This is a genomic window from Microbacterium sp. P26 (assembly GCF_023712585.1).
Classification (GTDB): Bacteria; Actinomycetota; Actinomycetes; order Actinomycetales; family Microbacteriaceae; genus Microbacterium; species Microbacterium algihabitans_A.
In genome coordinates this window covers 737537-762822 of sequence record NZ_JAMAXZ010000001.1, presented here as the reverse complement: position 1 = coordinate 762822, position 25286 = coordinate 737537, and the positions used below count along the sequence as shown (strand labels likewise).

The following is a 25286-nucleotide window of genomic DNA, read 5'->3' as shown; positions in this document are numbered from 1 at the left end:
ACACTGCCTCCATCGACTGACCCCCAGCCACCGCCCGCAGAACCGCAGCCCGCTCCTCCCACGCCAACTTCTTCGGCATCCGCAACCTCCCCACGCGAGGGTGTTGCGCTAAGAACTGGAGACCACCCCCTGTGCGTCCGGGTGTTTCGGACACTCAACCGCGTCGAGGGTTGGGCGGGGGCTCGGGGGCGCGCAGCGCGCAGGTCGGGAACGCGTGCGGCGGACCTACCGGGATGCCCGTCGCGGCTCTGTGCGCCTCACAGGCGGAACGGTCTGGTCCTCGGGTGACTGGGAGCGCTCATGCCATCCCCACAGCCACAGAGCGCGTGCCGGCGCACAGCCCACCGGGGTCGTATGTGGACCGATCCGGCCCTCGTCACGATCCACGCGCGCGCCGGAGCCCGCGTAAACCACGAGTGCCCCGCGGCCGGAGCCGCGGGGCACTGCTGAGCCGGAGTTACTCGGCGTGGGGGTTCTTGCCGCCGTCGCGCTTCGCGTCCTCGTCGGCCGCCAGGGTGCCGAGGTACAGCTCGATGACGCGGGGGTCGTTGAGCAGCTCGCGGCCACCGCCCGTGTACGCGTCCTTGCCCTGGTCGAGCACGTACGCCCGGTGGCAGATCTGCAGGCAGCGGCGGGCGTTCTGCTCGACCATGATGATCGTCACACCGGCGCGGTTGATCTCGGCGACGCGCAGGAACGTCTCGTCCTGACGCACGGGGGAGAGGCCGGCGGACGGCTCGTCGAGCAGCAGCACCGAGGGGTCCATCATGAGCGCGCGGCCCATGGCGACCATCTGCCGCTCACCGCCCGAGAGCGAGCCCGCGCGCTGACGGCGGCGCTTGGCCAGCTCGGGGAACAGGCCGGTGACGAACTCGAAGCGCTCCGTGAACACCTTGGGACGCTGGAAGAGCCCCATCTGCAGGTTCTCCTCGATCGAGAGGCTCGGGAACACGTTGTTGTTCTGCGGCACCATGCCGACGCCCTTGCCGACGAGCTTGTCGGCCTTGAGCGCGGTGATGTCGTCACCGTTGAGCAGGACGGAGCCCGAACGGATCTTGACCTGGCCGAAGATGGCCTTCAGCAGCGTCGACTTGCCGGCGCCGTTGGGGCCGATGATGCCGATCAGATCGCCCTGGTAGGCGTCGACGGTGCACCCGTTGAGGATGTTGACGCCCGGGAGGTATCCGGCGACCAGGTCGTCGGTGCGCAGCACGGGCGTGCGCGTGTCGGTGGCGGTCTGAGACATCAGAGCTTCCCGTCCTTCTCGTCGGCAGTGAGCTCCGCCTCCGCCTCGGCGGCGGCTTCGGCCTGAATGGTCTCGAGCTGCGAGGTGGTCATGTCACCGAGGTCGGTGTCGTGGTGGGCGCCCAGGTAGGCGTCGATCACGGCCTGATCGCTCATCACGGTCTCGGGCGGTCCCTCGGCGACGACGCGGCCCTCGGCCATGACGATGACCCAGTCGGAGATGTGGCGCACCATGTGCATGTCGTGCTCGACGAAGAGCACGCTCATGCCCTCCTTCTTCAGGTCGAGGATGTGACCCAGCAGGCTCTGAGTGAGAGCCGGGTTGACGCCGGCCATCGGCTCGTCGAGCATGACGAGCTTCGGGTCGCTCATGAGCGCCCGCGCCATCTCGAGGAGCTTGCGCTGGCCACCCGAGAGCGACGCGGCGAAGTCCTCACGCTTGGCGTCGAGCTTGAAGCGGCGCAGCAGATCGTCGGCGCGCTCGGTGTTCTCGGTCTCCTGCGACTTCCAGATGCCGGGGATCAGGGCGCGGAAGATGTTCTCGCCCTTCTGCCCGCGGGCTCCGAGAAGCATGTTCTGCAGCACCGACAGGCGACCCAGCGACTTGGTGAGCTGGAAGGTGCGCACCATTCCCTTGCGCGACACCTTGAATGCAGCGACGCCGGCGAGGTTCGACCCCTCGAAGCTCCAGCGTCCGGTGTTGGGCTTGTCGAAACCGGTCAGCAGGTTGAACAGCGTGGTCTTGCCGGCACCGTTGGGACCGATGAGGGCCGTGATCTGACCGCGCGGGATTTCGAGGTGATCGACGTCGACGGCCTTGAGGCCGCCGAACTGGCGGGTGACGCTGTCGGCGACGACGATCGGGTCGACCTTCGCGCAGCCGGGGCCGACCTCGCCCTTGACGAGCGGGTGGGTGACGGTCGTGTCAGACATTGAACGACAGCTCCTTCTTGTTGCCGAAGATGCCCTGCGGCCGGAAGATCACGAGCAGCATCAAACCGATGCCGACGAGGATGAAGCGCACCTGACCCGTCTGGGTGGAGGACATGAAGCCCAGGATGCCGACGTCGCGCAGGCCCACGATGATTCCGTTCGACAGCGAGAGCAGCACCCAGAAGAGCATCGCTCCGACGATGGGTCCGAGCAAGGTCGCGGCCCCACCCAGCAGGAGGGCGGTCCAGATGAAGAACGTCAGCGCCGTTCCGTAGTTACCGGGCTGCACGGCGCGGGGGAGGATGAACACCACTCCCGCCAGGCCGCCCATCACGCCGCCGAGCACGAGCGCCTGCATCTTGTAGGAGTAGACGTTCTTGCCGAGGCTGCGCACGGCGTCTTCGTCTTCGCGGATGCCCTTGACCACGCGGCCCCAGGGGCTGCGCATGAGCACGTACACGAGGATCGTCGCGAGGATGACGAGCAGCCAGCCGAACAGGCGCACCCACCAGTCGTTCGCCGAGTAGGTCCACGGCCCGATGCCGTAGGTGCCCGCCGGGAGCGGGTTCATCGCCTGGAATTCGCGGTTGTAGCCGTTCAGGCCCTGCGAGCCGCCGGTGACGTTCGTCAGGCCGACGGTCGAGACCACGTACCGCACGATCTCCGCCGCGGCGATGGTCACGATGGCGAGGTAGTCGGCTCGCAGACGCAGCGTCGGGATGCCGAGGATGAAGGCGAACACCACCGAGGCGACGATGGCGAGGAGGATCGCGAGCCACACGGGGGCCGAGAACGACAGGGTCGCGATGGCGAAGGCGTACGCGCCGACCGCCATGAAGCCGGCCTGTCCGAAGTTGAGCAGGCCCGCGTAGCCGAAGTGGACGCTCAGGCCGATGGCGGCGAGGGCGTAGGCCGCGGTGGTCGGGCTGATGAGCTCGCCCGCGGCGTTGTTGATGATCGAAAGCCAGTCCATGTCGTCGTTCCTCAGCCGATCCGCTCTTTACGACCGAGCACACCTTGCGGCCGGAACAGCAGCACGCCGATGAGCACGATCAGGGCCACCGCATACCGAAGGTCGGGAGGGATGACGATGGTGGAAAGTTCCGTGATGATGCCGATGATGAGCGAGCCCACGAGAGCGCCGAACGCGCTGCCGAGGCCACCCAGGGTGACGGCGGCGAACAGCAGGAGCAGGATCGCGAAACCCATGTCCCAGGTGACGCCGCGGTAGAGGCCGTACAGCACGCCGGAGAGACCGGTCAGCGCTCCCGCGAGCACCCACACGATGCGGATCACACGGTCGACATTGATGCCGGATGCCGCGGCGAGCGATGCGTTGTCGCTCACGGCGCGCGTGGCCTTGCCGATGCGGGTGCGGGTGAGGAAGTAGGCGACGAAGGCGAGCATCACGATGCTGACGCCCATGCTGATGATCGAGGTCAGCGTCACCGTGACGGGACCGATGGTCACGTTGTCGGTGATGCCGGTGTCGATGTTGCGCGTGCCGCCGTCGAAGAAGTAGAGGTACAGGTAGCGCAGCACGATCGACAGACCGATCGTGACGATGAGCACCTGCACCAACCCCACCCCGCGCTTTCGCAGGGGTTTGAAGAGCACGGCATCCTGTGTCCACCCGAGAGCCGCCGAGAGGGCGACGGTGAGCAGGATCGCCAGGATGATGTTCCAGCCCATGGCCGTGAACACGTAGAAGATGATCGCGCCGAAGGTGAGCATCTCGCCGTGGGCGAAGTTGTTGACGCCGGTGGTGCCGAAGATGAGCGAGATGCCGATCGCGGCGAGTGCCAGCAGCAGGCCGAAGTTCAGGCCGTAGAAGAACCGCGAGAAGAGCGTGTCCCAGATCGTGGCCGTCGCGGCCGTGCCCTCACCCGTGGGGAACAGCACGTTGACCGTGTTGGTCGTGCCGATCGTGACGTCGCGGGTGATGTTGTCGGGGTCGCGCGGGGCGACGCCGTCGGGAAGGGTGTCGACCTGCAGCTGCGCGGTGTATGCGCCCGGCCCGGGGACCGAGACCGCCCAGCGCCCGTCGGCGCCCGTGGTGCCGACCTCGCTGAAGCCGGAGCCCTCGACGGTGACCTGAACCCCCTCGAGTGGCTCGTCGCCGGAGCGGATGATGCCGCCCACCGAGTACTGAGTGGACACATCGCCGGCGCCGGCCGACGCGGCCGGAGTCGGGGCGGGCGTCGTCTGCGCGCTCGCCGGTGAGGCGAGGAGCAGGCTCAGAACGGCGATCGCACTCGCGAGGAGCGAGACGATCACAGCCATGCGGGATAGGGATCGCGATCGTATCGCGGTGGGGGAGGAATGACCCACGGAGTCTCCAGTTCGGCAGCGCTGACGAAGTCGTCCCGTCAGCTTCGACGGTCGACGCTACGAGCGTAATGTGTCGCGCGTGTTTCCAGTGACGAGTCGTTAGCGAACCGTGTCGTCACGGCTGCGCACGGCGGACAGACGTCCGGGAATGTCGCGGCCCCCTTCGACGCTTACACTTTGAGGCGGAGCGCTTCGCACGCGTTCCGGCCGACGTCGTCCCGAACAGAGCAGGCGCCGCGCGCGCAGGAGGATCCATGGAGCAGCACGACCCCTTCGGTTTCATCGGACTGACCTATGACGATGTGTTGCTCCTGCCGGGGCACACCGATGTCATCCCGAGCGAGGCCGATACGTCGTCGCGGCTGTCGCGCCGCATCACGGTGGCGACGCCCCTGCTCTCGAGCGCGATGGACACCGTCACCGAAGCGCGCATGGCGATCGCGATCGCACGCCAGGGCGGCATCGGCATCGTGCACCGCAACCTCTCGATCGAGGATCAGGCCGGCATCGTCGACCAGGTCAAGCGCAGCGAGTCGGGCATGGTATCGAACCCCATCACCACGAACCCGGATGCCACGGTCGCCGAGGTCGACGCGATGTGCGCGCAGTACCGCATCTCGGGCCTGCCGGTGGTCGACCCCGACGGCGTGCTGGTCGGCATCATCACCAATCGCGACATGCGCTTCGTCTCGGGCTTCGAGCGCCAGACCACCAAGGTCAAGGACGTGATGACCAAGGACGGTCTGATCACCGGGCACGTCGGCATCCACGCCAATGACGTCATCGCGACCTTCGCCAAGCACCGCGTCGAGAAGCTCCCGCTCGTCGACGACGAGGGCAAGCTGGCCGGTCTCATCACCATCAAGGACTTCGACAAGAGCGAGAAGTACCCCCTCGCCACCAAGGACGAGCAGGGACGCCTGCGGGTCGGCGCGGCGATCGGCTTCTTCGGCGATGCCTGGCAGCGTGCCGAGGCGCTCCGCGACGCGGGCGTCGACGTGCTGGTGGTCGACACCGCCAACGGCCAGTCGGCGGGCGTTATCGACATCGTGCGGCGCGTCAAGGCCGATCCCACGTTCGACCACATCGACGTCATCGGCGGCAACGTCGCCACGCGCGAGGGCGCCCAGGCGCTCATCGACGCGGGCGTCGACGCCGTGAAGGTGGGCGTCGGTCCGGGATCCATCTGCACCACCCGCGTCGTCGCGGGCGTCGGCGTCCCCCAGGTCACCGCGATCTACGAAGCGGCGAAGGCGGCGATTCCCGCGGGCGTGCCCGTGATCGCCGATGGTGGGCTGCAGTATTCGGGTGACATCGCGAAGGCCCTCGTGGCCGGCGCCGACACCGTGATGCTCGGCTCGCTCCTCGCCGGAACCGACGAGTCCCCGGGCGAGATCGTCTTCCAGGGCGGCAAGCAGTTCAAGCAGTACCGCGGCATGGGCTCGCTCGGTGCCCTGCAGACGCGCGGCAAGAAGACCTCGTACTCGAAGGACCGCTACTTCCAGGCGGACGTGCCGAGCGACGACAAGCTGATCCCCGAGGGCATCGAGGGTCAGGTGCCCTACCGCGGACCCGTCGCGGCCGTGGCCTACCAGCTGATCGGCGGACTGCGTCAGTCGATGTTCTACGTCGGCGCGCGCACCGTCGAAGAGCTCAAGACCAAGGGCAAGTTCGTCCGCATCACCTCGGCGGGACTCAAGGAGTCGCACCCGCACGACGTGCAGATCGTCGTCGAGGCGCCGAACTACAAGAAGTAATCGCGTCGCACGAAGGGCCGGGCCGGGTGCCTGGCCCTTCGTGGTCCCGGGGGGACGTGTGCGGCTACGCTGTGCGCATGATCCGACGGCGCAGCCACCCGGCGGCGTCGATGTCGGCGCGACGGACCGAGGCGTTCACCGACGGCGTCTTCGCGATCGCGGCCACGCTGCTCGTGCTGGGGCTGACCGATCAGTCGCTGGGATCGCCCACGACGGACGATGAACTTGCCCGCGGGCTCCTCGACCTCGCGCACCCGGTCTTCTCGTTCGTCATCAGCTTCCTCATCCTCTGCGTGATGTGGATGACCCACGTGCGGCAGTTCGAGTGGATCGTGCGCATCGACGACACGGGGATGTGGATCAACAACATCCGGCTGCTGCTGGTCGTGCTCGTGCCCTTCACCTCGTCGCTGGACACCACACACTCCGACCTGCTGCTGGGGCGCGTGCTGCTCCCCGTCAACTTCTTCCTTGCCATCGTCATGGGGTGGCTGCAGTGGGCCTGGGCCGTGCGCTCGGGGGCGATCGCCGATCTGACGCCCGCCGACGCGCGTCGACTGGGGCGCGCCGGCCTCAGTGCGGTCATCCTGAGCGCCGCGGCGATGCTTCTTAGCCCGCTGCTCGGTTCAATTGGGTTCGTGCTGTTCGCCTTCGACGGCCTCCTGACGCGTCTGCTGCGGGGATCCGATGATCCGCTGTCCCCGCCCTCTGCGTCTGCTGCGCACTCCGACGCGGCCGACGGCGATGTCGGAGGGCGCGGGTAGGCTGGACGGGTGACCATGGAGATCGATCTCGGCCGCGCCAAGCGCGCCCGCCGCGCGTACACCTTCGACGACATCGCCGTCGTGCCGTCGCGGCGCACGCGCAACCCCGAAGACGTCTCGACCGCGTGGACCATCGACGCGTTCCCGTTCGAGATCCCGGTGTTGGGTGCGCCGATGGACTCCGTGGTCAGCCCGCGCACCGCGATCGAGCTCGGGCGCCTCGGTGGCCTGGGCGTCCTCGACCTCGAGGGCCTCTGGACGCGGTACGACGACCCCGAGCCGCTCCTGGCCGAGATCGCGACGCTGCCCGAGGCCGACGCCACGCGTCGCATGCAGCAGCTGTACTCCGAGCCCATCAAGCCCGAGCTCGTGCGCGACCGCCTCGCGGAGGTGCGCGCCGCGGGCGTGACCGTCGCGGGTGCCCTCACTCCGCAGCGGACGAACGACCTCTACGAGACCGTCGTCGCCGCGGGCGTCGACCTGTTCGTCATCCGGGGTACGACGGTGTCGGCCGAGCACGTCTCGAGTGTGGACGAGCCGCTCAACCTGAAGAAGTTCATCTACGACCTCGACGTGCCCGTGATCGTCGGCGGGGCCGCGACCTACACCGCCGCGCTGCACCTCATGCGCACGGGGGCCGCGGGCGTGCTGGTCGGCTTCGGCGGCGGTGCGGCCTCGACGACGCGCGCCACGCTGGGCCTGCACGCCCCTATGGCCACCGCGGTCGCCGACGTCGCCGGCGCGCGTCGCGACTACCTCGACGAGTCGGGCGGACGCTACGTGCACGTCATCGCCGACGGCGGGGTCGGCACCTCCGGTGACATCGTGAAGGCCCTCGCCATGGGCGCGGATGCCGTCATGCTCGGTGTCGCGCTCGCGCGAGCGACCGATGCTCCCGGCCGCGGTTTCCACTGGGGTCCCGAGGCGCACCACGCCAAGCTGCCGCGCGGACGCCGCGTCGCCGTGGATCGCGTTGGTCCGCTCGAGCAGGTCCTCTACGGCCCCGCACCCGTCGCCGACGGCACCGCCAACCTCATCGGCGCCCTCAAGAAGTCGATGGCCACCACCGGGTACTCCGACCTCAAGGAGTTCCAGCGCGTCGAGGTCGTCGTCGCGCCCTACGGGCACTGACCCCCGAAAGCCCCATGACCTCCACCCCCGTGACCGAGCCGGCGCCGCCGCAGATCTTTCCGCCGACGCTGCGCGAGGTCATGCTGCGCCCGCGCTGGATCGCACTGTTGGCGTTCTCGCTCGTGGTGGCCGGGGTGCTCGCGTGGCTCGGCCAGTGGCAGCTGGGTCGTGCCGTCGACACGTCTCCGCCCGAGCCGGGACTGACCGAGGTCGTGCAGCCGCTCGCCGACGTGGTGAAGCCGGGCGACTACCTGCCCGAACCCCTCGTGGGGCAGCGGGTCGAGGTGAGCGGCACGTGGGTGGCATCCGACTTCATCGTCGTCTCGTCGCGCTACAACAACGACGTCGAGGGGTACTGGGTGACCGGCCAGCTCCGCGTCGCGGGCGCGGCCACGCCGACCTCGATCGCCGTCGCGACCGGGTGGACGAGCAGCCTCGACCAGGCGAACGCCGCGGCCGCCCAGCTCGAGGCCGACGCCGAGGCGAATCCCGCCGCCGTCGTCGACGCGACCGGGCGTTTGATCTCCGACGAAGGCCCCTCGGTTCCGCCCGCCGGTGCCGATCCGCAGACGCTGGTCAAGATGTCTCCGGCCATGCTGCTCGGCCGCTGGCACGACACCGCCGACCTCGACGTCTACCGGCAGTACGTCGCCTCGCAGACGGCGATCGGCCCCCTCGACGACATCGCCTCGCCCGCGCCCGACGAGCGTTCGCGGGTCAACTGGCTCAACATCTTCTATGCGGCGGAATGGGCGATCTTCGCCGGCTTCGCGTTGTACCTCTGGTATCGCCTGGCGCGCGACGCGTGGGAGAAAGAAGTCGAAGACCTCGAAGACGAACAGGCCGAGGCTCTCGCGGAAAGCTCCGCGTCGAGCAGTCCGGCAGGAGCCGCGGAAAGCCGCGACTAGACTGGCATCCATGCCCCGCGCCCCCAAGCTCGCCTCGTTCCCGGCGATCCGCGGAGCCCTGAAGTTCTACCAGATCTGCTCCGTCATCACCGGTATCGGCCTGCTGCTGCTGGTCACCGAGATGATCCTGAAGTACACGCCCATTCACGTGGAGCTGTTCCTCGGCGGATCCGGCGGCTTCCTGTGGTTCGCGGATGCCGTGCCCGGTCCCGACTGCCAGTGGTTCTCGCTCTTCATGCCCGGCGGTAACGGCTGCAGCATCCTCTCGACCGGCGACGGAGTGAACGTCTCGCTGGCGATCCTCGTGGCCCACGGCTGGTTCTACGTCGTCTACCTCTTCTCGTGCTTCCGTGTGTGGAGCCTCATGCGGTGGCCCTTCAGCCGGTTCGTGTTCCTCGCCCTCGGTGGCGTCGTGCCGTTCCTCTCCTTCATCCTCGAAGTGCGCACCGCCCGCCGCGTGCGCGCCTACCTCGCCGAGCGCGAAGCCGCCCTGGCCGCCGCTCCCGTACCCGCCCCGGAAGGCAACCGGTGACCGAACAGACCGAAACGTCCCAGCGCCCCGTCCTCGTCGTCGACTTCGGCGCCCAGTACGCGCAGCTGATCGCCCGCCGCGTCCGCGAAGCGGGCGTGTACAGCGAGATCGTGCCGCACACCGCCACGGCGGACGAGATCGCGGCCAAGAACCCCGTCGGCCTCATCCTCTCGGGCGGCCCCTCGTCGGTGTACGAAGAAGGAGCCCCGAGCCTCGACTCCGGCGTCTTCGACCTCGACGTGCCCACGCTCGGCATCTGCTACGGCTTCCAGGTCATGGCCAAGGCGCTCGGCGGAGAGGTCGCCAACACCGGCCTGCGCGAATACGGGGCGACGGATGCCACTGTCGTCACCGAGGGCACTCTGCTCGAGGGTCAGCCCGCCGAGCAGAACGTGTGGATGAGCCACGGCGACCAGGTCTCGCGCGCCCCCGAGGGCTTCGAGGTGCTCGCCCGCACCGCGCACACCCCCGTCGCGGCGTTCGCGAACGACGCCCGCCGCATGTACGGCGTGCAGTGGCACCCCGAGGTCAAGCACTCCGACCACGGCCAGCAGGTGCTCGAGAACTTCCTCCACAAGGCCGCCGGGCTCCCCGCCGACTGGAACAGCGGAAACGTCATCGCCGAGCAGGTCGAGCGCATCCGTCAGCAGGTCGGCACCAGCCGCGTGATCTCGGCCCTCTCGGGTGGCGTCGACTCCGCCGTCTCGACGGCCCTCGTGCACGAGGCCGTCGGCGACCAGCTCATCGCCGTGTTCGTCGACCACGGACTGCTCCGCAAGGGCGAGCGCGAGCAGGTCGAGAACGACTACGTCGCCTCGACCGGCGTGAAGCTCATCACGGTCGACGCGCGCGAGACCTTCCTCGACGCGCTCGCCGGAGTCAGCGACCCCGAGCAGAAGCGCAAGATCATCGGCCGCGAGTTCATCCGCGCGTTCGAGAAGGTGCAGGCCGACCTCGTCGCCGAAGCCAAGGCCGAGGGTGAGCAGGTGCGCTTCCTCGTGCAGGGCACCCTGTACCCCGACGTCGTCGAGTCCGGTGGCGGCGCCGGCACCGCGAACATCAAGAGCCACCACAACGTCGGCGGCCTGCCCGAAGACCTGCAGTTCGAGCTCGTCGAGCCGCTGCGCACCCTCTTCAAAGACGAGGTGCGCGCGATCGGCCGCGAACTCGGCCTTCCCGAGGCCATCGTCGGACGCCAGCCCTTTCCGGGGCCCGGTCTTGGCATCCGCATCGTGGGCGAGGTCACCGCTGACCGTCTCGAGATCCTGCGTGAGGCCGACGCCATCGCCCGCGCCGAGCTGACCAAGGCGGGCCTCGACAACGAGATCTGGCAATGCCCCGTCGTGCTGCTCGCAGACGTGCGCTCGGTCGGCGTGCAGGGCGACGGCCGCACCTACGGCCACCCCATCGTGCTGCGCCCCGTCTCGAGCGAAGACGCGATGACCGCCGACTGGACACGCCTGCCCTACGACGTGCTGTCGAAGATCTCGAACCGCATCACCAACGAAGTGCGCGACGTCAACCGCGTGGTTCTCGACGTGACGTCGAAGCCGCCGGGGACGATCGAGTGGGAGTGAGCGTCTAGCCTGCTCCCGCGCCGACGTCGTCGGCCGGCTCCGGGGCACCGCCTCCGGGTCGAGAGCGGGGCCCCTACCCCGATCGACCCGAAGACGGTGCCCCTTCGCCGTCCGGCGCCGGCGTCGCTCTGTCTCGACGGGGAGTATGGGGAGCGGGGCCCCTGCCTCGATCGACTCAGGAGGGCGTGTCACTTCGCCTTGCGTGCGCGGCGGCGCTCGCGCTCCGCCCGCCCGGGTTGGGGTATGTATGAGGCCCCTGCCCCGATCGACCCGGAGGCGGTGCCCCTTCGCCGTCCGGCGCCGGCGTCGCTCTGTCTCGACGGGGAGTATGGGGAGCGGGGCCCTTGCCCTGACCGACTCAGGAGGGCTTGTCACTTCGCCTTGCGTGCGCGGCGGCGCTCGCGCTCCGCCCGCCCGGGTTGGGGTATGTATGAGGCCCCTGCCCCGATCGACCCGGAGGCGGTGCCCCTTCGCCGTCCGGCGCCGGCGTCGCTCTGTCTCGACGGGGAGTATGGGGAGCGGGGCCCCCTGCCCCGATCGACTCAGGAGGGCGTGTCACTTCGCCTTGCGTGCGCGGCGGCGCTTGCGCTCCGCCCGCCCGGGGAGTCGGTTTTGGGGCGGCATTTTTTGTTTGGGGCGGGAAAAATACGCCCTGAGTGACGGAATTCGCCCCACACCGTGTCACGACGTGGCCCCGGGGCCACGTCTGGCGCCCCGGGGCCATGTTCGGCGCCCCGGCGACGTCGGGGGCTGCGCGGGCGGTGCCCCGGGGCCACCGCCCGCGACCCGATGGGCATGCCGGGGTGAGCGCCGCTCCGGCGCGCCGCGGACCGCGCCCGCCGGACCCGATGGGCAGGCCGGGGCTACCGAGGACCCCGCGCGCGCAGACTGCGCTCGCCACCGCCCGCCGGACCCGACGGGCCGGCCGGGGCACCACGGCCCCGGCCCGCGCCGCGGACCGCGCGGCGGACCGCGCGGCGGACCGCGCGGCGGGTGGGGGAGGATGGGGGCGTGACTTCCGGCGACTTCCCCGACGCGTGGTACCTCATCCTGTCGAGCCGGTTGATCCCCGACCTCGACGGCGGATACACGATCGCCACCCTCTCCCGAGCGCGACAGATGGCGGATGCCGGCGCGGACACCCTTCTGCTGACCGTCGACCCCGGTGACGCCGACGCCCACTCCGCGCAGCGGGCGACCTTCGTCGAGCGGGGGGCGGCTGCGGCATCCGGGATCTTCCGGAACCTCTTCGACGAGGCCGTCGACGCGCAGGGCGGGGCGGCAGAGTGGGTGCGCGAAGCGGCGCACCCCGGTGACGCCGATCCGACCTTGGCGTACCGCGTCGTGGCCGGGGGCGCGGTCGAGCTGCCCGTGGTGATCGACCCCGACTGGCACCTCACGACGGCGCCGATCGTGATCCGGGATGCCGCGGGCGGGACCGACGGCGTGATCGACGGTTTCGGGGCGCTGTACCGCGCGTGGCTGACCCACCTGGTCGACCGGCTCCGCGCCGAGAACGATCGGCCCATCGTCGTGATCTGCGAGTCGCGGCAGCTCGGCGAGCTCATCGCTGGCTGGGGTGACGACGATGTGCGGATCGTGCACACGGTGCACACGATCCACCTCGAGCCGCCGTTCCAGGCCGACTCCGACCTCAACGCGCTCTGGACGCGGTGGTTCGAGATCGCTCCGCGCTTCGACGCCGTACTGTGGCCGACCGCGTACCAGCGCGACGACGTGCGCGCCCGGTTCGGCACCGCCGCGAACGACGTGGTCGCGCCGCACGGGGTGGAGGCTCCGGATGCCGTCGTGCCGGCGTCGCAGCGGGAGCGCGGCCTCGTCGTGGTGCTGGGGCGGCTCGCCCCGGGCAAGCGCCTGGATCGCGCGATCGAGGCCTTCGCGCGCGTGCTCGATGATGTGAAGGGCGCCCGGCTCGAGCTCTGGGGCGAGGGTGCTCAGCGGGGTGCGCTCGAAGCGCTCGTCGCCGAACGCGGACTGGAGCACGCCGTCTCGCTACCGGGACTCACGACCGAGCCGGGGGCGGTGCTCGATCGCGCCGCGGTGTACCTGACGACCTCCGGCTTCGAGGGGCAGGGGCTCGCCCTCGCCGAAGCCCTCGCGCACGGTACTCCCGTGGTGGCGTGGGACATCCGCTACGGCCCGCGCGACATGCTCGCGTCGGGCGGCGGCGTCCTGGTTCCAGATGGCGACGACGATGCCCTGGTCGACGCGCTACGGCGGGTGCTCACCGACGACGGGCTGCGCGAGCGCTTGACGGCCGAGGCGCGGCAGGCGGCGGATGCCGTGAGCCCGGCGCGCGCGATGCACACGCTCGCGGCCGTCGCAAGCGAGGTGCTGGGCCGGCCGCGCAGGCGCTGACGCCGGGCACCCGCGACAGCCGCGCGCGACCCTGTGAACTGCGTTCCCCGCATCGGCCGGAGAACCGCGGAACGCCGGGCCGCGGCCGGGCGGAACGCCGTCGACATTCACGCCTCTGATTCGAACGAGTGCGGCGAGCGCCTCGGCCGGGTCGTTGGTGAAGGGCGGAGCGTCCGCTCAGGCCGACACGGTCCGAGCCGCGTCGGCGTCCGCGTCAGCCCCGCGTGACCTTTCGCACCGCGTCGGCCGCCTTGGCCGGAGAGCCGCGGAACGCCGGGCCGTGGCCGGGCAGCACCCAGTCGGCATCCAGTCCCGCGATGCGATCGAGCGAGGCGAGCGCCTCGGCCGGGTCGTCGGTGAACGGCGCGGGTCCGGGGCCGGTGCGACCGGTCAGGACGTGTCGCGTCGTGAGGGCGTCGCCGACGAACACGGCACGAACCGTGGGGGAGAAGACCGCGACGCTGCCCGGGGAGTGACCGGGCATGCCGACGATGCGGGGGCTTCCGGGGAGGTCGAGGGTCTCGCCGTCGGCGACCTCGCGGACCTCGGTCAGCCACTGCGGGCGCATGCCCTTGCGGAGGCCGAAGGCGGCGAAGCCCAGCAGCGGGCCGAGGCGGAAGGGACCCATCGCGCTCTTGGGCTTGTCGCCGCCGCGCGCCCGGTCGGCGTCGGCTGCGTGGACGAAGACGGGCACGCCGTGCTCGCGGCGGAGGCGTTCCGCGAATCCGACGTGGTCGCTGTCGCCGTGGGTGAGGATGACGCCGCGGATGTCGTCGGGCGTCCGGCCGATGCTCTGCAGCTCACGGAGCAGGTCGGCGTACATTCCAGGGAGCCCAGCGTCCACGAGGGTGATGCCCTCGGGGGCGACGACGAGGTACGAGGCGACGATGTCGTTGCCGATGCGGTGGAGCGATGGCGCGAGTCTCATGGGGTGCCTTTCTGAATGGCTACGAGTGTTAGCCATGATAGCTTATAAGCGTAGCCATGAGGAGGGGTCGTGCCCACACCGGAACGAACGTCGCTCGACGAGATCATCGACGCGGCCGCGGGTTTGCTCGAGAAGGGCGGGCCCAGCGCCGTCACCATGCAGGCCGTGGCCCAGGCGGTCGGGGTCAAGGCTCCCTCGCTGTACAAGAGGGTGCGCGACCGCGAAGCCCTGCTCGGACTCGTCGGGGCGGCCGCGGCCGATGACCTGACGGCGCGGCTCGAGACGGCATCCGGAGGCCTCGACGACCTGTTGGTCGCCTTCCGCGCGTTCGGGCACGACCGGCCCGAAGCATTCCGTCTGCTGTTCACGACGGTGGTGGATGCCGACCGACTCGCTGCCACGAGCGCTCCGGTGCTGCGCGCGACCACCGTCGCCGTGGGTGAGGCTCATGCGCTCGAAGCGGCGAGGCTGCTCACCGCGTGGGCGACCGGGTTCGTGACGATGGAGCTCGCCGGGGCCTTCCGTCTCGGCGGCGACCTCGACGACGCGTACCGCTACGGGCGGCGCCACCTGGTCGCCTCGCTCACGCAGGATCAGGTGGCCGCGCGGCCGGCCCAGGGGTCGTAGTCGGCGATCAGATCCTCTTGCGCCGGGCGCTCGGCATCCGGAACGTGCTGGAGGTTCACGCGGACGCGGTACCAGAGCGAGCTCGACCCGCGCATGCCGTCGACCAGGACGTCGGCGGGGTGGAGTTGCGACGTCGCTTCCGGATGCCGCTGCTTCCACGTCTCGAGGGCGTCGAGTGCCTCGGGCTTGGTCTTGGTGCGCGCGACCTCGATGAGCGGCATGGTCGAGGCGCGGCGGCCTGAACCGTCGGACCCCCGCGGGGGCTTCTCGGCGGGACCGAGCTCTGTCGCCAGGGCGAGGAGGGCGTCGAGCGAGCCCGCGGCGTCGTCGATGCCCGCGTGCGGATCGCCGACGCTGCGGAAGCGCTCGGGCACCGTGAGCACGGTGAATTCCTCGGGGCGGCGATCGCGCACCTCGTCCCATGTCAGGGGAGTCGAGACCCGAGCGTCAGGGAGCGCGCGGATCGAGTAGGCCGACGCGACGGTGCGGTCCTTGGCGTTCTGGTTGAAGTCGACGAAGACGCTCTCGCCGCGCTCCTCCTTCCACCAGCGGGCGGTCGCAAGTCCCGGGGCACGGTTCTCGACCTCGCGGGCGAGGGTCTCGGCGGCCAGACGCACGTCGGCGTAGTCCCACTCGGGGCGGATGCGCACGAGGATGTGGAGCCCGCGCGAGCCCGAAGTCTTGGGCCAGCCGACGAGACCGTGGTCTTCGAGCACGTCCCGCGCGATGAACGCGACGTCGACGATCTGCGACCAGTCCACGCCGGGCATCGGGTCGAGGTCGACGCGCAGCTCGTCGGGGTGATCGAGGTCCTCGGCGCGGACGGGGTGCGGGTTCAGGTCGAGGCAGCCGAGGTTGACGACCCAGGCCAGCCCCGCGGCATCCCGAACCACCGTCTCTTCGGCGGAGGTGCCCGAGGCGTAGCGCAGGGTCGCGGTGTCGATGAAGTCGGGGTGGTTCTCGGGGACGCGCTTCTGGAAGAAGGGCTCCTGATCGAGACCCTTCGAGAAGCGCTTGAGCACCATCGGTCGCCCGCCCGCTCCGCGAAGGGCTCCTTCGGCGACGGAGAGGTAGTACCGCACGAGATCGAGCTTGGTCAGACCCGGCTCGGCGAACACGACGCGGTCGGGGCTCGTGATGCGCACCTCGTGGCCGTCGACGTCGAGGATCTCGGGCGGCGTCTTCGCGGGACTCATGGCGCGAGGCTAGCGTCGCGGCATCCGGGCTCCGAGCCCCTTGCGGGCGGGGCGCGGGGCCGTCGCGCGGTGTCGAGTGTCCAAGAAACCCGGACGGGATCGCGCTGGTGTCCGGGTGTTCTAGACGCTCAGCAGAGGGGGGCGACGCGCGTGGGGCTTACCCGCAGGACTGGCACGCGAGGTGACGCGCGCGGGCCGCACGATGAAGGGCCGCCCCGAAACGGGACGGCCCTTCATACGAGACGTTGCGTCAGTTGTTGCCGCGCAGGATCGCGATCATGCGGAGGATCTCGACGTACAGCCACACGACGGTGACCATGATGCCGAAGGCGCCGACCCAGCCGTAGACCCGGGCAGCGCCGTTGCGGACGCCGCGCTGGATCTGGTCGAAGTCGAGCACCAGCGAGTACGCGGCCATGATGACCACGAGAACGCCGATGATGAGGCCGAGCGGGATGCCCGCGACCTTCATGCTGTAGAGGCCGAAGGCGCCACCGGCGATCGGGGCGTTGAAGAGCATCAGGCCGAGGTTCACCAGGGCGAACACGAGGTAGCCGACCATCGCGATCATGAAGATCTTGGTGGCGCGGGCCGAGGCGCGGATCTTGCCGCTCGCGAAGAGGGCGAGGGTCACGCCGACCACGGAGAGGGTCGCCAGCGTCGCCTGCAGGACGATGCCGGGGAACATGAACTCGAAGAACGCCGAGATGCCACCGACGAACAGGCCCTCGAAGGCCGCGTACGCGATGATGACGGGAACCGACGGCTTCTTCTTGAACGTCGCGACCATCGCCAACACGAAGCCGACGAGGCCACCGACGATCATCGGGGCGGCGGACGGGTTGGGGTTGGCGACGCTGACGCCGGCCATCGACCAGATCCAGCCGACGACGGCGGTCACGACGAGGATGCCGAACAGGGCCAGCGTCTTCATGACGGTGTCTTCGACCGTCATGCGGCCGGTCTCGACGGCGCTCGCGGACGGGGCGGCGTAGGCGCCTTCGATCGTTGCGGCGGCGGCGGGATCGACGGCCGGGGGCGGGCTGTAGCGCGTGTTAGCGCCACCGGCTCGAGGGTCCTGGAACGCCGGGGTATTGAATGCCGGGTTATTGAGGGCCACGGGAACTCACACTCCAAAGATGGTGATCACAGCACCGTGCTGTAGATCAACACTAGCCGAGCCCGCCAGCAGAATCCTTGTGCTGACTGGGATTTCGCTTTGAGCGATGCTGCCGTTCACCCCGGCTGACTAGCGTGTGCACGTGCCTCTCGTGATCGGTCATCGCGGTGCCCCCGGCTATCTGCCCGAGCATTCGCGCAGCTCCTATCTGCGTGCGATCGAGGCGGGGGTGGATGCCGTCGAGCCCGATGTCGTGCCCTCGAAGGACGGCGTGCTCGTCGTACGCCACGAGAACGAGATTTCGGGCACGACCGACGTCTCGACGCGCGCGGAGTTCGCCGACCGCCGAACGAGCAAGACCGTCGACGGCGAGCTGCTGACCGGATGGTTCGTGGAGGACTTCACCTGGGAGGAGCTGCGCACGCTGCGATGCCGCGAACGCATCCCCGCTCTCCGGCCCGAGAGCGCCGCGCACGACGACGAGGACGGCGTGCTCTGCCTGCGCGACCTCCTCGACCTCGCTCGCGCGGGCGGAGTGGGGGTCGTGCTCGAGATCAAGCACGCTGCCACGTTCGCGCGGCTGGGCTTCGACATGGCCGCGCTTGTGGACGAGGAGATCCGCGCTGCGGGGTGGGCGGAAGCCGTGGACGAGATGGTCATCGAGTCGTTCGAGCCGCTCGTGCTCGCGCGGCTGCGGCAACGCGGCATTCGGATCCCCCTCGTGCAGCTGATGGAGGCCGACGGGGTGCCCTGGGATCTGCGCGAACGAGACGGAGCGGATGCGGTGCCTTATCGATCCATGCTGACGGCGGCCGGCCTCGACGCCCTCGCCGCCGAGGTGCAGGGGATCAGCCCCGATAAGAGGGTCATCCTGGCTCCCGACCGGTTGGGGAGGGCTCGCGGACCGGCGCGCGTGGTCGGCGAGGCACAGGACCGAGGGCTGCGCGTCTTCACGTGGACATGCCGACCGGAGAATACGTTCCTTCTCGCGGCATACCGACGGCCCGGCGGAAAGGCCGCGTTCGGCGACTATCGGCGCGAATGGGTGGTTCTTCGAGACGCGGGCCTCGACGGCGTCTTCGTCGACCACGCCGATCTGGGCGTGGAGTTCTTCGGCGCGGCATCCGGAACCGTCTGACACCCGCGCGCAAGCCCGACCCGGCCCGACGGGTCTCCGGCCAGGATGGCGGCATGACGGTGGACGTGACGGTGGTCGGCGGCGGGATTTCGGGCCTCGCCTGCGCGCGAGCGGTGCAGGACGCGGGGGGCACGGCACGTGTGATCGATCGGGGTCGCCGCGTCGGCGGCCGCCTGTCGAGCCGCAGGATCGACGATCGCCCGGTGGACCTGGGCGCGTCGTACTTCGTGGTCGGCGAGGCGGAGGGCTTCTCGCACGTCGTCGCCGACTGGGAGGAGCGCGGGATCGCTCGGCCCTGGACGGATACCTTCCAGGTGATCGACCCCTCCGGTGAGCGACGGCCCAAGCCCGGGCCCATGCGCTGGGCCGCACCGTTAGGACTGCGGTCTCTCGCGCTCGATCTCGCCGACGGTGTGGACATCGAGTCGGGCCGGGTGGTCGAGCGGGTCGAGCCCTATCGCGTCGATGGCGTCGAGGCGGGCGAGGTCGTGCTCGCGATGCCCGCGCCCCAGGCTGCGCGTCTGACCGGCGAGGTGCCCGGGGGTCCGCAGGACTGGGAGCCGGTGATCGCCGTGGTGCTGCGCTGGGACAAACGGCAGTGGGATGCCGATCTGCACGGGGCGTTCGCCGAAGCGGATGCCGATGTGTCGTTCATCGCCGACGACGGCGACCGTCGCGGAGACGCGGCACCCGTGCTCGTCGTGCACACGACGGCGGAACGCGCGCGCCGGCACCTCGACGACCCCGACGCGGCGATCGGTCCCGTGCTGGCGGCCACCCGTCGTCTGCTGCGGATCGACGCCGAGCCCGCCTCCACCCACGCGCACCGGTGGACGTTCGCGCGCCCGGCCGAGACGACGGGCGAGCCGTTCTTCCACTCGCCCGGGTTGTCCGCCTGCGGCGACGCCTGGGGGGAGTCGGCGGCCGTCCGCACGGCGTGGACGTCGGGCGATGCATTGGGTCGGGCGCTCCTCTCCTGACCGGGGACACGCCGGGCGGGCGCGACCTTTGATCGCGTAATCCGGCCTGCGGGTCCCGCGGGCGCGCGTGACGGCGACTGCGTCGGGTGCGTGTTTCGTCCCTACGCGACAGGAAATCGCCCGGGCGTCCCGCGAGGCCGCCCCTAGGGTGGGGGCCATGGATGTGGGGATCGACGTCGCGGGGGTCAGACGGTCGTTCGGTGCGGTGCACGCGGTGCAAGAGGTCACCTTCCGTGCGGCGACAGGGCGGGTGACCGGTTTGGTCGGGCCGAACGGCTCGGGCAAGACGACGCTCATGCTCATGCTCGCGTCGTTGCTGCGACCCGACGCGGGGCGGATGAGCATCGGCGGTGTCGATCCGGTCGCCGACCCCGCCGGCGCGCGCCGTCTTCTCGGGTGGATGCCGGACTCGCTCGGCGCTTGGCCGAGCCTGACGGCCCGCGAGGTGCTCGTGGCCACCGGCCAGCTCTACGACCTCGCGCGCGACGACGCCCGCGCGCGTGCCGACCAACTGCTCGGGCTCGTCGACCTCGCCGCTCTCGCGGGTGCTCCGGCGCGGGTGCTCTCTCGCGGGCAGAAGCAGCGCCTCGCGCTCGCCCGTGCGCTCGTGCACGATCCGCAGGTGCTGCTGCTCGACGAACCCGCATCGGGTCTCGACCCCCAGTCGCGCATCGCGCTGCGCGAGCTGCTGCGGCGGTTGGCGGCCGAGGGGCGCACGGTGCTCATCTCGAGCCACGTGCTGTCGGAGCTCGAAGAGGTCGTCGACGACGCCGTCTTCCTCGTCGACGGTCGCACGGTGGCCGGCGAGCGCATCGCGGCCGCCGCCACCCGGACGCGCGTGTGGCGACTGCGGGCCGTTGCCGACGCCTCTCGCTCGCTCGAGGCGGATCGTGCGCAGGTGGCGGCCGCCCTCGGCCGCGCGTTCGACGACGTCGCCGCCGACCGACGCGACCTCCTCGTGCCCTTCACCGACGAGGCCGCGGCCGTCGCGGGCCTTCGGGCGCTGATCGCGGCCGGACTGCCGATCGTGGAGTTCGCTCCGGCCGTCGGAGACCTCGAGCACGCGTTCCTCGATCTGCGGGCGTCGGGGCACGCCGGCCCCACGGGCGCCCCGAGCGGGCCCGTCGACCCGCCACCGGCCGACCCGCACGCCGGGTGGGCTCCGCCGACGACACCGGCCGCCCCCGATACCCGCCCCGACGACGGGAGCCCGGCATGAGCCTCCACCGCCTCGGAACCATCATCGGCATCGAGCTGCGTCAACGCGTGCGCTCGGTCGCCTGGTACGTCCTGCTGGCCGTGTTCGCGGTCATCCTGATCGGCATGCTCGCGCTGTCGTTCGCGGCGTTCTCGCTGTTGAGCGGCGGCAACGACTGGTTCTTCTCGCTCATCATCATGCTCGTGCTGTTGCTGACGCTGCTGGTGTCGCCCACGCTCAGCGGCAGTGCGGTCAACGGCGACCGTGACGCGGCGACCCTCGCCCCCGTGCAGGTGACACTGGCGACGACAGGCGAGATCGTGGTCGGCAAGTTCCTCGCGGCGTGGATCTCGGGGCTCGCGTTCCTGGTCGTGGCACTGCCGTTCCTCGCCGTGGCCACTCTCGCCGGCCGTCTGAATCCGGCGGTCATCGTCACCTCGCTCGGCATCCTGATCATCGAGGTCGGGATCGTCGCGGCGATCGGCGTGGGGCTCAGCGCCATCGTCGCGCGGCCCCTGTTCTCGGTCGCGAGCACTTATCTGATCATCGCGGCGCTGACCGTCGGCACCCTCCTCGCCTTCGGGCTCGGCGGATCCGCTCTGCGGACGACGCAGACGACGGTCACGCGCGACATCGACTACAGCTCGCTTCCGCCGACCTGCGATCCGTGGGCTGACGTGCGGGCCGAGGGGTGTCCGTCGTACGACGAGCTCGAGTGCACCGAGACGACGACCGACTCCTATGAGGTGCCGCGGTTCGACCGCGTCTGGTGGCTGCTCGCGGCGAATCCCTTCGTGATCCTCGCGGATGCCACGCCCGCGACCTACAACCAGGGCTACCCCAGCGACTTGTTCTCGCAGATCTCCACGGGCGTGCGCCTCGCGCAGATCGCCCCGGAACCGCGGACCTCGTACGACGGGTGCGACCCGCGCGGGTGGGACGCCTCGACCCCCTACCCGACCACGGAGGAGCAGGTACAAGGCACCGCGCCCAGCTGGTTCGTGGGTCTGCTGGTACAACTGCTCATCGCGGTCGGGCTCATGGCGTGGGGCGTCGCGCGCACGCGCACACCGGCGAAGCGCCTGCCGCCCGGCACGCGCATCGCGTAGCCGGCCGACAGGCGCCAAAGGGCGAACCGGGCCCCAGGTGAGGGTCGCGCGCGCCGTGAGGGTCGCGCTCGCCGAGAGCGGTGCCGTCAGGCGTGGCCTTCAGCGGCGGGGAAGCCGGGGTCGTCGGCCGGAGCCGCGTCGCCCTCGAGAGTCTCGCCGGTGTGGTCGTCGAGGTTCACGTTCTCCTCGGCCTGGGCGGCGTCTTCGCGTACCTCGTCGGTGACCGCGTCGGTGGGGGCGGCCGCGTCGGCGCGGGCGTCGTCGGAGTGGCGGGTGGGGATGTCAGGAGTGCTCATCGCTCCACGGTGCTCCTGGAGAGCCGTCGGTCGGACCGGGTTGACAGCGCCGCGTCGACCGCCGGAGCCCTCTCCGAGCCATAGATCGTCTCTGCGAATCGCGATGCCGCCTCGACGCCCGTCGGCCCGCGGTGGGCCCGCCCCGAGAGCCCTGCGCGGTCATCGCCGCGGGCGGGGTGCTGCGAAACGCGTCAACGAGTAACCTCCGGGCCGCGCGATTCGAGGAAGGTGGCCGGTCGGATGGACGGCCGCCCGTTCCAGGATGGACGACACCTGAACACGAGGAACGCCATGACCACCTTCACGCAGACACGCCGTCCGCAGACCGACCCGACCCGGGCGCGACGCCCCCGCTCGGTCGCGGGTTACCTCCTGCTGCTGCCCGCGACCATCGTGATCGTCCTGCTGGTGATCGTGCCGACCCTTGTCATCCTGCGCGACAGCTTCGCCATCAGCGACCCGCTCGGCGGCACGCTCGGCGGCTTCACGCTCGACAACTACGCGAAACTGCTCGACCCCGTGTACGCGAAGACGTTGGGGTACAGCCTCGGCATGGCCGCACTCAATGCGGTCGTATGCGTGGTCGTGGGCTACATCGTCGCCTACTTCATTGCCACGCGATCGGCCCGCACGCAGCCCGTACTGCTCGTTCTCGTGATCATCCCCTTCCTCACCGACTTCCTCGTCCGCACCTTCGCCTGGATCACGTTGCTCGGATCGGGGGGCCCCCTCATTCCGCTGCTTCGCGCGGTGGGTATCGACGCGACCTCGCTCGTCCCCTCGCAGCTGGCCGTGACGCTGTCGCTGCTGTACGCATTCCTCCCCGTGGCGGTCTTCCCGATCTACGCCTCGCTGCGGGCGGTCGATCCGGCCCTGCGTGAGGCGGCATCCGATCTCGGCGCCACGGCGGCCCAGACGCACCTGCGGGTGTTCATCCCCCTGGCCACTCCGGGAATCGTCTCGGCCGTGGTGCTGACCTTCGTGCCCACCCTGGGGGTCTTCGTCATCCCCGTCCTCCTCGGCGGCGGCAAGGACCCGCTCGTGGGGAACCTGATCGTGACGCTGTTCACCGAGTTCCGAAACGAACCCCTCGGAGCGGCTCTGTCGATGGTGGTGCTCGCCCTCATGCTGCTGACGATCGTCGTCGCTGCTCTTCTCGCCCGCCTGCGCACCTCTCGGAAGGCCTCGTGATGGACCGCATCATCTCCTGGATCGCCGGCGCGGTCTTCGTCTTCCTCTACATCCCGATCGCCGCCGTCATCGTCTACTCGTTCAACGCCTCGGAGGTCGGGTACCGCTTCGACGGCCTCACTCTGCGGTGGTACGCCGAGCTCTTCGGCGATCGGATGCTGGGCGATGCTCTGCGTACGAGCCTCGTCGTCGGTCTCTCCGCCGCCGTGCTCTCGACCATCATCGGTCTGCTCTCCGCATACGGACTGGTGCGGTTCCGCGTCCGTGGTCGCGCCGTGTTCCTGGGCGCGATCCTCATCCCGCTGATCGTCCCCGAGATCGTGCTGGGCGTCTCGCTGTTGACCATCTTCTCGAGCGCCGGCATTCCGACCGGCTACGCGACGCTCATCCTCGGCCACGTCGTGATCACGCTGCCGCTGTCGACCCTCGTCCTGGTCGGCGCCATGAGCACTCTCGATCCGAGCCTGGGCGAAGCGGCGGCCGACCTCGGCGCGAGCCCCTGGCAGACCTTCGCCCGCGTCATCCTGCCGCTGCTGCGTCCCTCGCTCATGGCGGCCTTCCTGCTGAGCTTCGCGACGTCGTTCTCGAATATCGTCGTGTCGACCTTCACCTCGGGTGTCGGCACGACGACGCTCCCGCTGCGCATCTACAGCACGCTCCGCACGGGGCTCACCCCCGAGTTGAACGCGCTCGGGACGCTCCTCGTGCTCGCCACTCTCGGCCTCATCCTCGTGGTCGGCGTCTCGCAGATGCGCCGCATCCTCGCCGGCCCTCCCACTCCCGCCGCCTGAGCGGGCCGACGACGACGTCGGACTCAGGCATCACCCGAAACATGCGCTCCACCCACCACGAAAGCAGGCACCCATGAACACGCGTCACCGGGCCGTCGGTGCGGTCCTCGCCGTCGGCGTCCTCTCCGCACTCACCGCTTGCGCCTCCGGCGCCGGCACGGACTCCGCGGGCGGCGGTTCGTCGTCGCTCAGCATCTACGCCTGGGCGGGCGAGATCCCCGACTCCGTCATCTCGGGCTTCGAGGAGGAGACCGGCATCACGGTCACCGTCGACACCTTCGACAGCAACGAGACGATGATCTCCAAGCTCGCCGCCGGGAACTCGGGCTACGACATCGTCGAGCCCAGCCAGTACGCCGTCCAGCTGCTCGTCGACCGCAACCTCGTCGCGCAGATCGACAAGAGCAAGCTCGAGGGCTTCGACAACCTGGCCGAGAAGTTCGTCGACCCCTCGTTCGACCCCGACAACGCGCACGCCATTCCGTGGGCCTGGGGAACCACCGGCATCCTGTACAACCAGGCCTGCACCGGCAAGGAGATCACCGGCTGGGCCGACATGTGGGACCCCGCTTACAGCGGCAAGATCTACATGCTCGACAACATGCTCTCGGCCTACATCGCCGGACTCCAGGTCGAGGGACTCAGCGCCACCACCACGAGCCAGGACGACATCGAGAAGGCCACGCAGAAGCTCACCGAGCAGAAGCCGCTCCTTGCCGGGTACAACAGCCAGAACTACGCCGACCTCGTCGGTTCGGGCGACGCGTGCATCGCCGAGGCGTACAGCGGCACGACCGCGGCCAAGGCCGTCATGGCCAACCCCGATGTGCACTACATCATCCCCGAAGAGGGCGGCACGCTCTGGACCGACAGCTTCTCGGTCGTCGAGGGCACGAGCAACACGGATGCCGCGTACAAGTGGCTCAACTACACCCTTCGCCCCGAGGTGGCAGCCCTCCTCACCGATGACGCGTCGTTGGCCTCCACCAACGCCGGGGCGCTCGAGCTCGTCAAGGACCAGAGCCTCGTGAGCAACCCGGCGATCTACGCCCCGGCCGACTCCCTCGGGAAGTCGGAATTCATCGTCGACCCGGGTGCGGCGCTGTCGTACTTCCAGGACGGCTGGACCCGCCTCCGCGCCTCGTGATCTGAGAC

The 25286-nt window shown here is 69.9% G+C and carries 23 protein-coding genes; 15 read left to right on the top strand and 8 right to left on the bottom strand.

From position 1 onward, the window contains the following. Window positions 1–457: 457 nt before the first annotated feature. From M3667_RS03585 to M3667_RS03570, 4 genes are read right to left on the bottom strand one after another with little or no spacing between them, the layout of a single operon-like run. Window positions 458–1246 carry an ABC transporter ATP-binding protein gene (locus tag M3667_RS03585; protein WP_251505004.1) on the bottom strand — a complete coding sequence of 263 codons (789 nt, stop codon included), beginning with the start codon at window positions 1244–1246 and terminating at the stop codon, window positions 458–460. Then, the gene (locus tag M3667_RS03580) at window positions 1246–2178 is read right to left on the bottom strand and encodes an ABC transporter ATP-binding protein (RefSeq protein WP_144829463.1); all 933 of its coding nucleotides are present in this window, start codon (window positions 2176–2178) and stop codon (window positions 1246–1248) included. The genes M3667_RS03585 and M3667_RS03580 overlap by 1 nt, the downstream gene beginning before the upstream one ends. Beyond that, window positions 2171–3151 carry a branched-chain amino acid ABC transporter permease gene (locus M3667_RS03575; protein WP_251505002.1) on the bottom strand — a complete coding sequence of 327 codons (981 nt, stop codon included), beginning with the start codon at window positions 3149–3151 and terminating at the stop codon, window positions 2171–2173. The genes M3667_RS03580 and M3667_RS03575 overlap by 8 nt, the downstream gene beginning before the upstream one ends. An 11-nt stretch (window positions 3152–3162) precedes the next feature. After that, window positions 3163–4461 (bottom strand): branched-chain amino acid ABC transporter permease, encoded by a 1299-nt coding sequence (locus tag M3667_RS03570; RefSeq protein WP_251504999.1) that lies wholly within the window; start codon window positions 4459–4461, stop codon window positions 3163–3165. Window positions 4462–4763: 302 nt separating this feature from the next. Here M3667_RS03570 and guaB point away from each other — a divergent pair, with 302 nt between their 5' ends. From guaB to M3667_RS03535, 7 genes are all read left to right on the top strand, one after another. Further along, window positions 4764–6266 carry an IMP dehydrogenase gene (guaB, locus tag M3667_RS03565; protein ID WP_144829455.1) on the top strand — a complete coding sequence of 501 codons (1503 nt, stop codon included), beginning with the start codon at window positions 4764–4766 and terminating at the stop codon, window positions 6264–6266. A 77-nt stretch (window positions 6267–6343) separates the two neighbouring features. Further along, window positions 6344–7030, top strand: coding sequence for a TMEM175 family protein (locus M3667_RS03560; protein ID WP_251504997.1), 687 nt, complete (start codon window positions 6344–6346; stop codon window positions 7028–7030). Between the two features lie 15 nt (window positions 7031–7045). After that, the gene (locus M3667_RS03555; RefSeq protein WP_154096307.1) at window positions 7046–8161 is read left to right on the top strand and encodes a GuaB3 family IMP dehydrogenase-related protein; all 1116 of its coding nucleotides are present in this window, start codon (window positions 7046–7048) and stop codon (window positions 8159–8161) included. A gap of 14 nt (window positions 8162–8175) precedes the next feature. Then, window positions 8176–9069, top strand: coding sequence for an SURF1 family protein (locus M3667_RS03550; RefSeq protein WP_251504994.1), 894 nt, complete (start codon window positions 8176–8178; stop codon window positions 9067–9069). A 10-nt stretch (window positions 9070–9079) separates the two neighbouring features. Further along, window positions 9080–9601 (top strand): DUF3817 domain-containing protein, encoded by a 522-nt coding sequence (locus M3667_RS03545; RefSeq protein WP_251504992.1) that lies wholly within the window; start codon window positions 9080–9082, stop codon window positions 9599–9601. Continuing rightward, a complete protein-coding gene (guaA, locus tag M3667_RS03540) occupies window positions 9598–11178 on the top strand; it encodes a glutamine-hydrolyzing GMP synthase (protein ID WP_144829443.1) in 1581 nt (526 codons plus the stop codon). The genes M3667_RS03545 and guaA overlap by 4 nt, the downstream gene beginning before the upstream one ends. Before the next feature lie 1011 nt (window positions 11179–12189). Then, on the top strand, window positions 12190–13557 hold the full coding sequence (locus M3667_RS03535) for a glycosyltransferase (protein WP_251504989.1): 1368 nt from the start codon (window positions 12190–12192) through the stop codon (window positions 13555–13557). A gap of 214 nt (window positions 13558–13771) precedes the next feature. Here M3667_RS03535 and M3667_RS03530 read toward each other — a convergent pair whose 3' ends face one another. Next, window positions 13772–14485, bottom strand: a complete 714-nt coding sequence (locus M3667_RS03530; RefSeq protein WP_251504985.1) for an MBL fold metallo-hydrolase — start codon at window positions 14483–14485, stop codon at window positions 13772–13774. A gap of 69 nt (window positions 14486–14554) precedes the next feature. Between M3667_RS03530 and M3667_RS16955 the strand changes: the two genes are divergently transcribed. After that, a complete protein-coding gene (locus M3667_RS16955) occupies window positions 14555–15112 on the top strand; it encodes a TetR/AcrR family transcriptional regulator (RefSeq protein ID WP_251504982.1) in 558 nt (185 codons plus the stop codon). On the opposite strand, the gene ligD is transcribed toward M3667_RS16955, so the two are convergent. Then, complete coding sequence (gene ligD / locus M3667_RS03520) at window positions 15079–16308, bottom strand: non-homologous end-joining DNA ligase (protein ID WP_251504979.1); 1230 nt, start codon at window positions 16306–16308, stop codon at window positions 15079–15081. The two genes, M3667_RS16955 and ligD, sit on opposite strands and share 34 nt — an antisense overlap. Before the next feature lie 250 nt (window positions 16309–16558). Beyond that, a complete protein-coding gene (locus M3667_RS03515) occupies window positions 16559–17428 on the bottom strand; it encodes a Bax inhibitor-1/YccA family protein (RefSeq protein ID WP_251504976.1) in 870 nt (289 codons plus the stop codon). Window positions 17429–17570: 142 nt separating this feature from the next. On the opposite strand from M3667_RS03515, the gene M3667_RS03510 reads away from it, so the two are divergent. From M3667_RS03510 to M3667_RS03495, 4 genes are all read left to right on the top strand, one after another. Beyond that, entirely contained in the window at window positions 17571–18566 is a 996-nt protein-coding gene (locus M3667_RS03510) for a glycerophosphodiester phosphodiesterase family protein (RefSeq protein WP_251504971.1), read from the top strand. Between the two features lie 53 nt (window positions 18567–18619). After that, entirely contained in the window at window positions 18620–19546 is a 927-nt protein-coding gene (locus M3667_RS03505) for an NAD(P)/FAD-dependent oxidoreductase (protein WP_251504968.1), read from the top strand. 157 nt (window positions 19547–19703) lie between these two features. Beyond that, a complete protein-coding gene (locus M3667_RS03500; RefSeq protein WP_251504965.1) occupies window positions 19704–20765 on the top strand; it encodes an ABC transporter ATP-binding protein in 1062 nt (353 codons plus the stop codon). Beyond that, complete coding sequence (locus tag M3667_RS03495; RefSeq protein ID WP_251504962.1) at window positions 20762–21853, top strand: ABC transporter permease; 1092 nt, start codon at window positions 20762–20764, stop codon at window positions 21851–21853. Before M3667_RS03500 ends, M3667_RS03495 begins: the two co-directional genes overlap by 4 nt. An 86-nt stretch (window positions 21854–21939) precedes the next feature. Here M3667_RS03495 and M3667_RS03490 read toward each other — a convergent pair whose 3' ends face one another. Further along, window positions 21940–22149 carry a hypothetical protein gene (locus M3667_RS03490; RefSeq protein WP_251504960.1) on the bottom strand — a complete coding sequence of 70 codons (210 nt, stop codon included), beginning with the start codon at window positions 22147–22149 and terminating at the stop codon, window positions 21940–21942. 291 nt (window positions 22150–22440) lie between these two features. Between M3667_RS03490 and M3667_RS03485 the strand changes: the two genes are divergently transcribed. The 3 genes from M3667_RS03485 (at window position 22441) to M3667_RS03475 (ending at window position 25278) form a co-directional block, all read left to right on the top strand. Beyond that, on the top strand, window positions 22441–23340 hold the full coding sequence (locus M3667_RS03485; protein WP_251504954.1) for an ABC transporter permease: 900 nt from the start codon (window positions 22441–22443) through the stop codon (window positions 23338–23340). Continuing rightward, entirely contained in the window at window positions 23340–24131 is a 792-nt protein-coding gene (locus M3667_RS03480; RefSeq protein WP_251504952.1) for an ABC transporter permease, read from the top strand. Before M3667_RS03485 ends, M3667_RS03480 begins: the two co-directional genes overlap by 1 nt. Before the next feature lie 73 nt (window positions 24132–24204). Then, window positions 24205–25278 carry a PotD/PotF family extracellular solute-binding protein gene (locus tag M3667_RS03475; RefSeq protein ID WP_251504951.1) on the top strand — a complete coding sequence of 358 codons (1074 nt, stop codon included), beginning with the start codon at window positions 24205–24207 and terminating at the stop codon, window positions 25276–25278. The last annotated feature ends 8 nt before the right edge of the window (window positions 25279–25286 follow it).

Coding starts and splice junctions, on each gene's coding strand:
- M3667_RS03580 (WP_144829463.1), bottom strand. CDS start 2,178: ATGTCTGACACGACCGTCACCCACCCGCTCGTCAAGGGCGAGGTCGGC.
- M3667_RS03585 (WP_251505004.1), bottom strand. CDS start 1,246: ATGTCTCAGACCGCCACCGACACGCGCACGCCCGTGCTGCGCACCGAC.
- ligD (WP_251504979.1), bottom strand. CDS start 16,308: ATGAGTCCCGCGAAGACGCCGCCCGAGATCCTCGACGTCGACGGCCAC.
- guaB (WP_144829455.1), top strand. CDS start 4,764: ATGGAGCAGCACGACCCCTTCGGTTTCATCGGACTGACCTATGACGAT.
- M3667_RS03555 (WP_154096307.1), top strand. CDS start 7,046: ATGGAGATCGATCTCGGCCGCGCCAAGCGCGCCCGCCGCGCGTACACC.
- M3667_RS03505 (WP_251504968.1), top strand. CDS start 18,620: ATGACGGTGGACGTGACGGTGGTCGGCGGCGGGATTTCGGGCCTCGCC.
- M3667_RS03475 (WP_251504951.1), top strand. CDS start 24,205: ATGAACACGCGTCACCGGGCCGTCGGTGCGGTCCTCGCCGTCGGCGTC.
- M3667_RS03570 (WP_251504999.1), bottom strand. CDS start 4,461: ATGGCTGTGATCGTCTCGCTCCTCGCGAGTGCGATCGCCGTTCTGAGC.
- M3667_RS03485 (WP_251504954.1), top strand. CDS start 22,441: ATGACCACCTTCACGCAGACACGCCGTCCGCAGACCGACCCGACCCGG.
- M3667_RS03490 (WP_251504960.1), bottom strand. CDS start 22,149: ATGAGCACTCCTGACATCCCCACCCGCCACTCCGACGACGCCCGCGCC.
- M3667_RS03500 (WP_251504965.1), top strand. CDS start 19,704: ATGGATGTGGGGATCGACGTCGCGGGGGTCAGACGGTCGTTCGGTGCG.
- M3667_RS03495 (WP_251504962.1), top strand. CDS start 20,762: ATGAGCCTCCACCGCCTCGGAACCATCATCGGCATCGAGCTGCGTCAA.
- M3667_RS03545 (WP_251504992.1), top strand. CDS start 9,080: ATGCCCCGCGCCCCCAAGCTCGCCTCGTTCCCGGCGATCCGCGGAGCC.
- M3667_RS03550 (WP_251504994.1), top strand. CDS start 8,176: ATGACCTCCACCCCCGTGACCGAGCCGGCGCCGCCGCAGATCTTTCCG.
- M3667_RS03480 (WP_251504952.1), top strand. CDS start 23,340: ATGGACCGCATCATCTCCTGGATCGCCGGCGCGGTCTTCGTCTTCCTC.
- M3667_RS03560 (WP_251504997.1), top strand. CDS start 6,344: ATGATCCGACGGCGCAGCCACCCGGCGGCGTCGATGTCGGCGCGACGG.
- M3667_RS03575 (WP_251505002.1), bottom strand. CDS start 3,151: ATGGACTGGCTTTCGATCATCAACAACGCCGCGGGCGAGCTCATCAGC.
- M3667_RS03530 (WP_251504985.1), bottom strand. CDS start 14,485: ATGAGACTCGCGCCATCGCTCCACCGCATCGGCAACGACATCGTCGCC.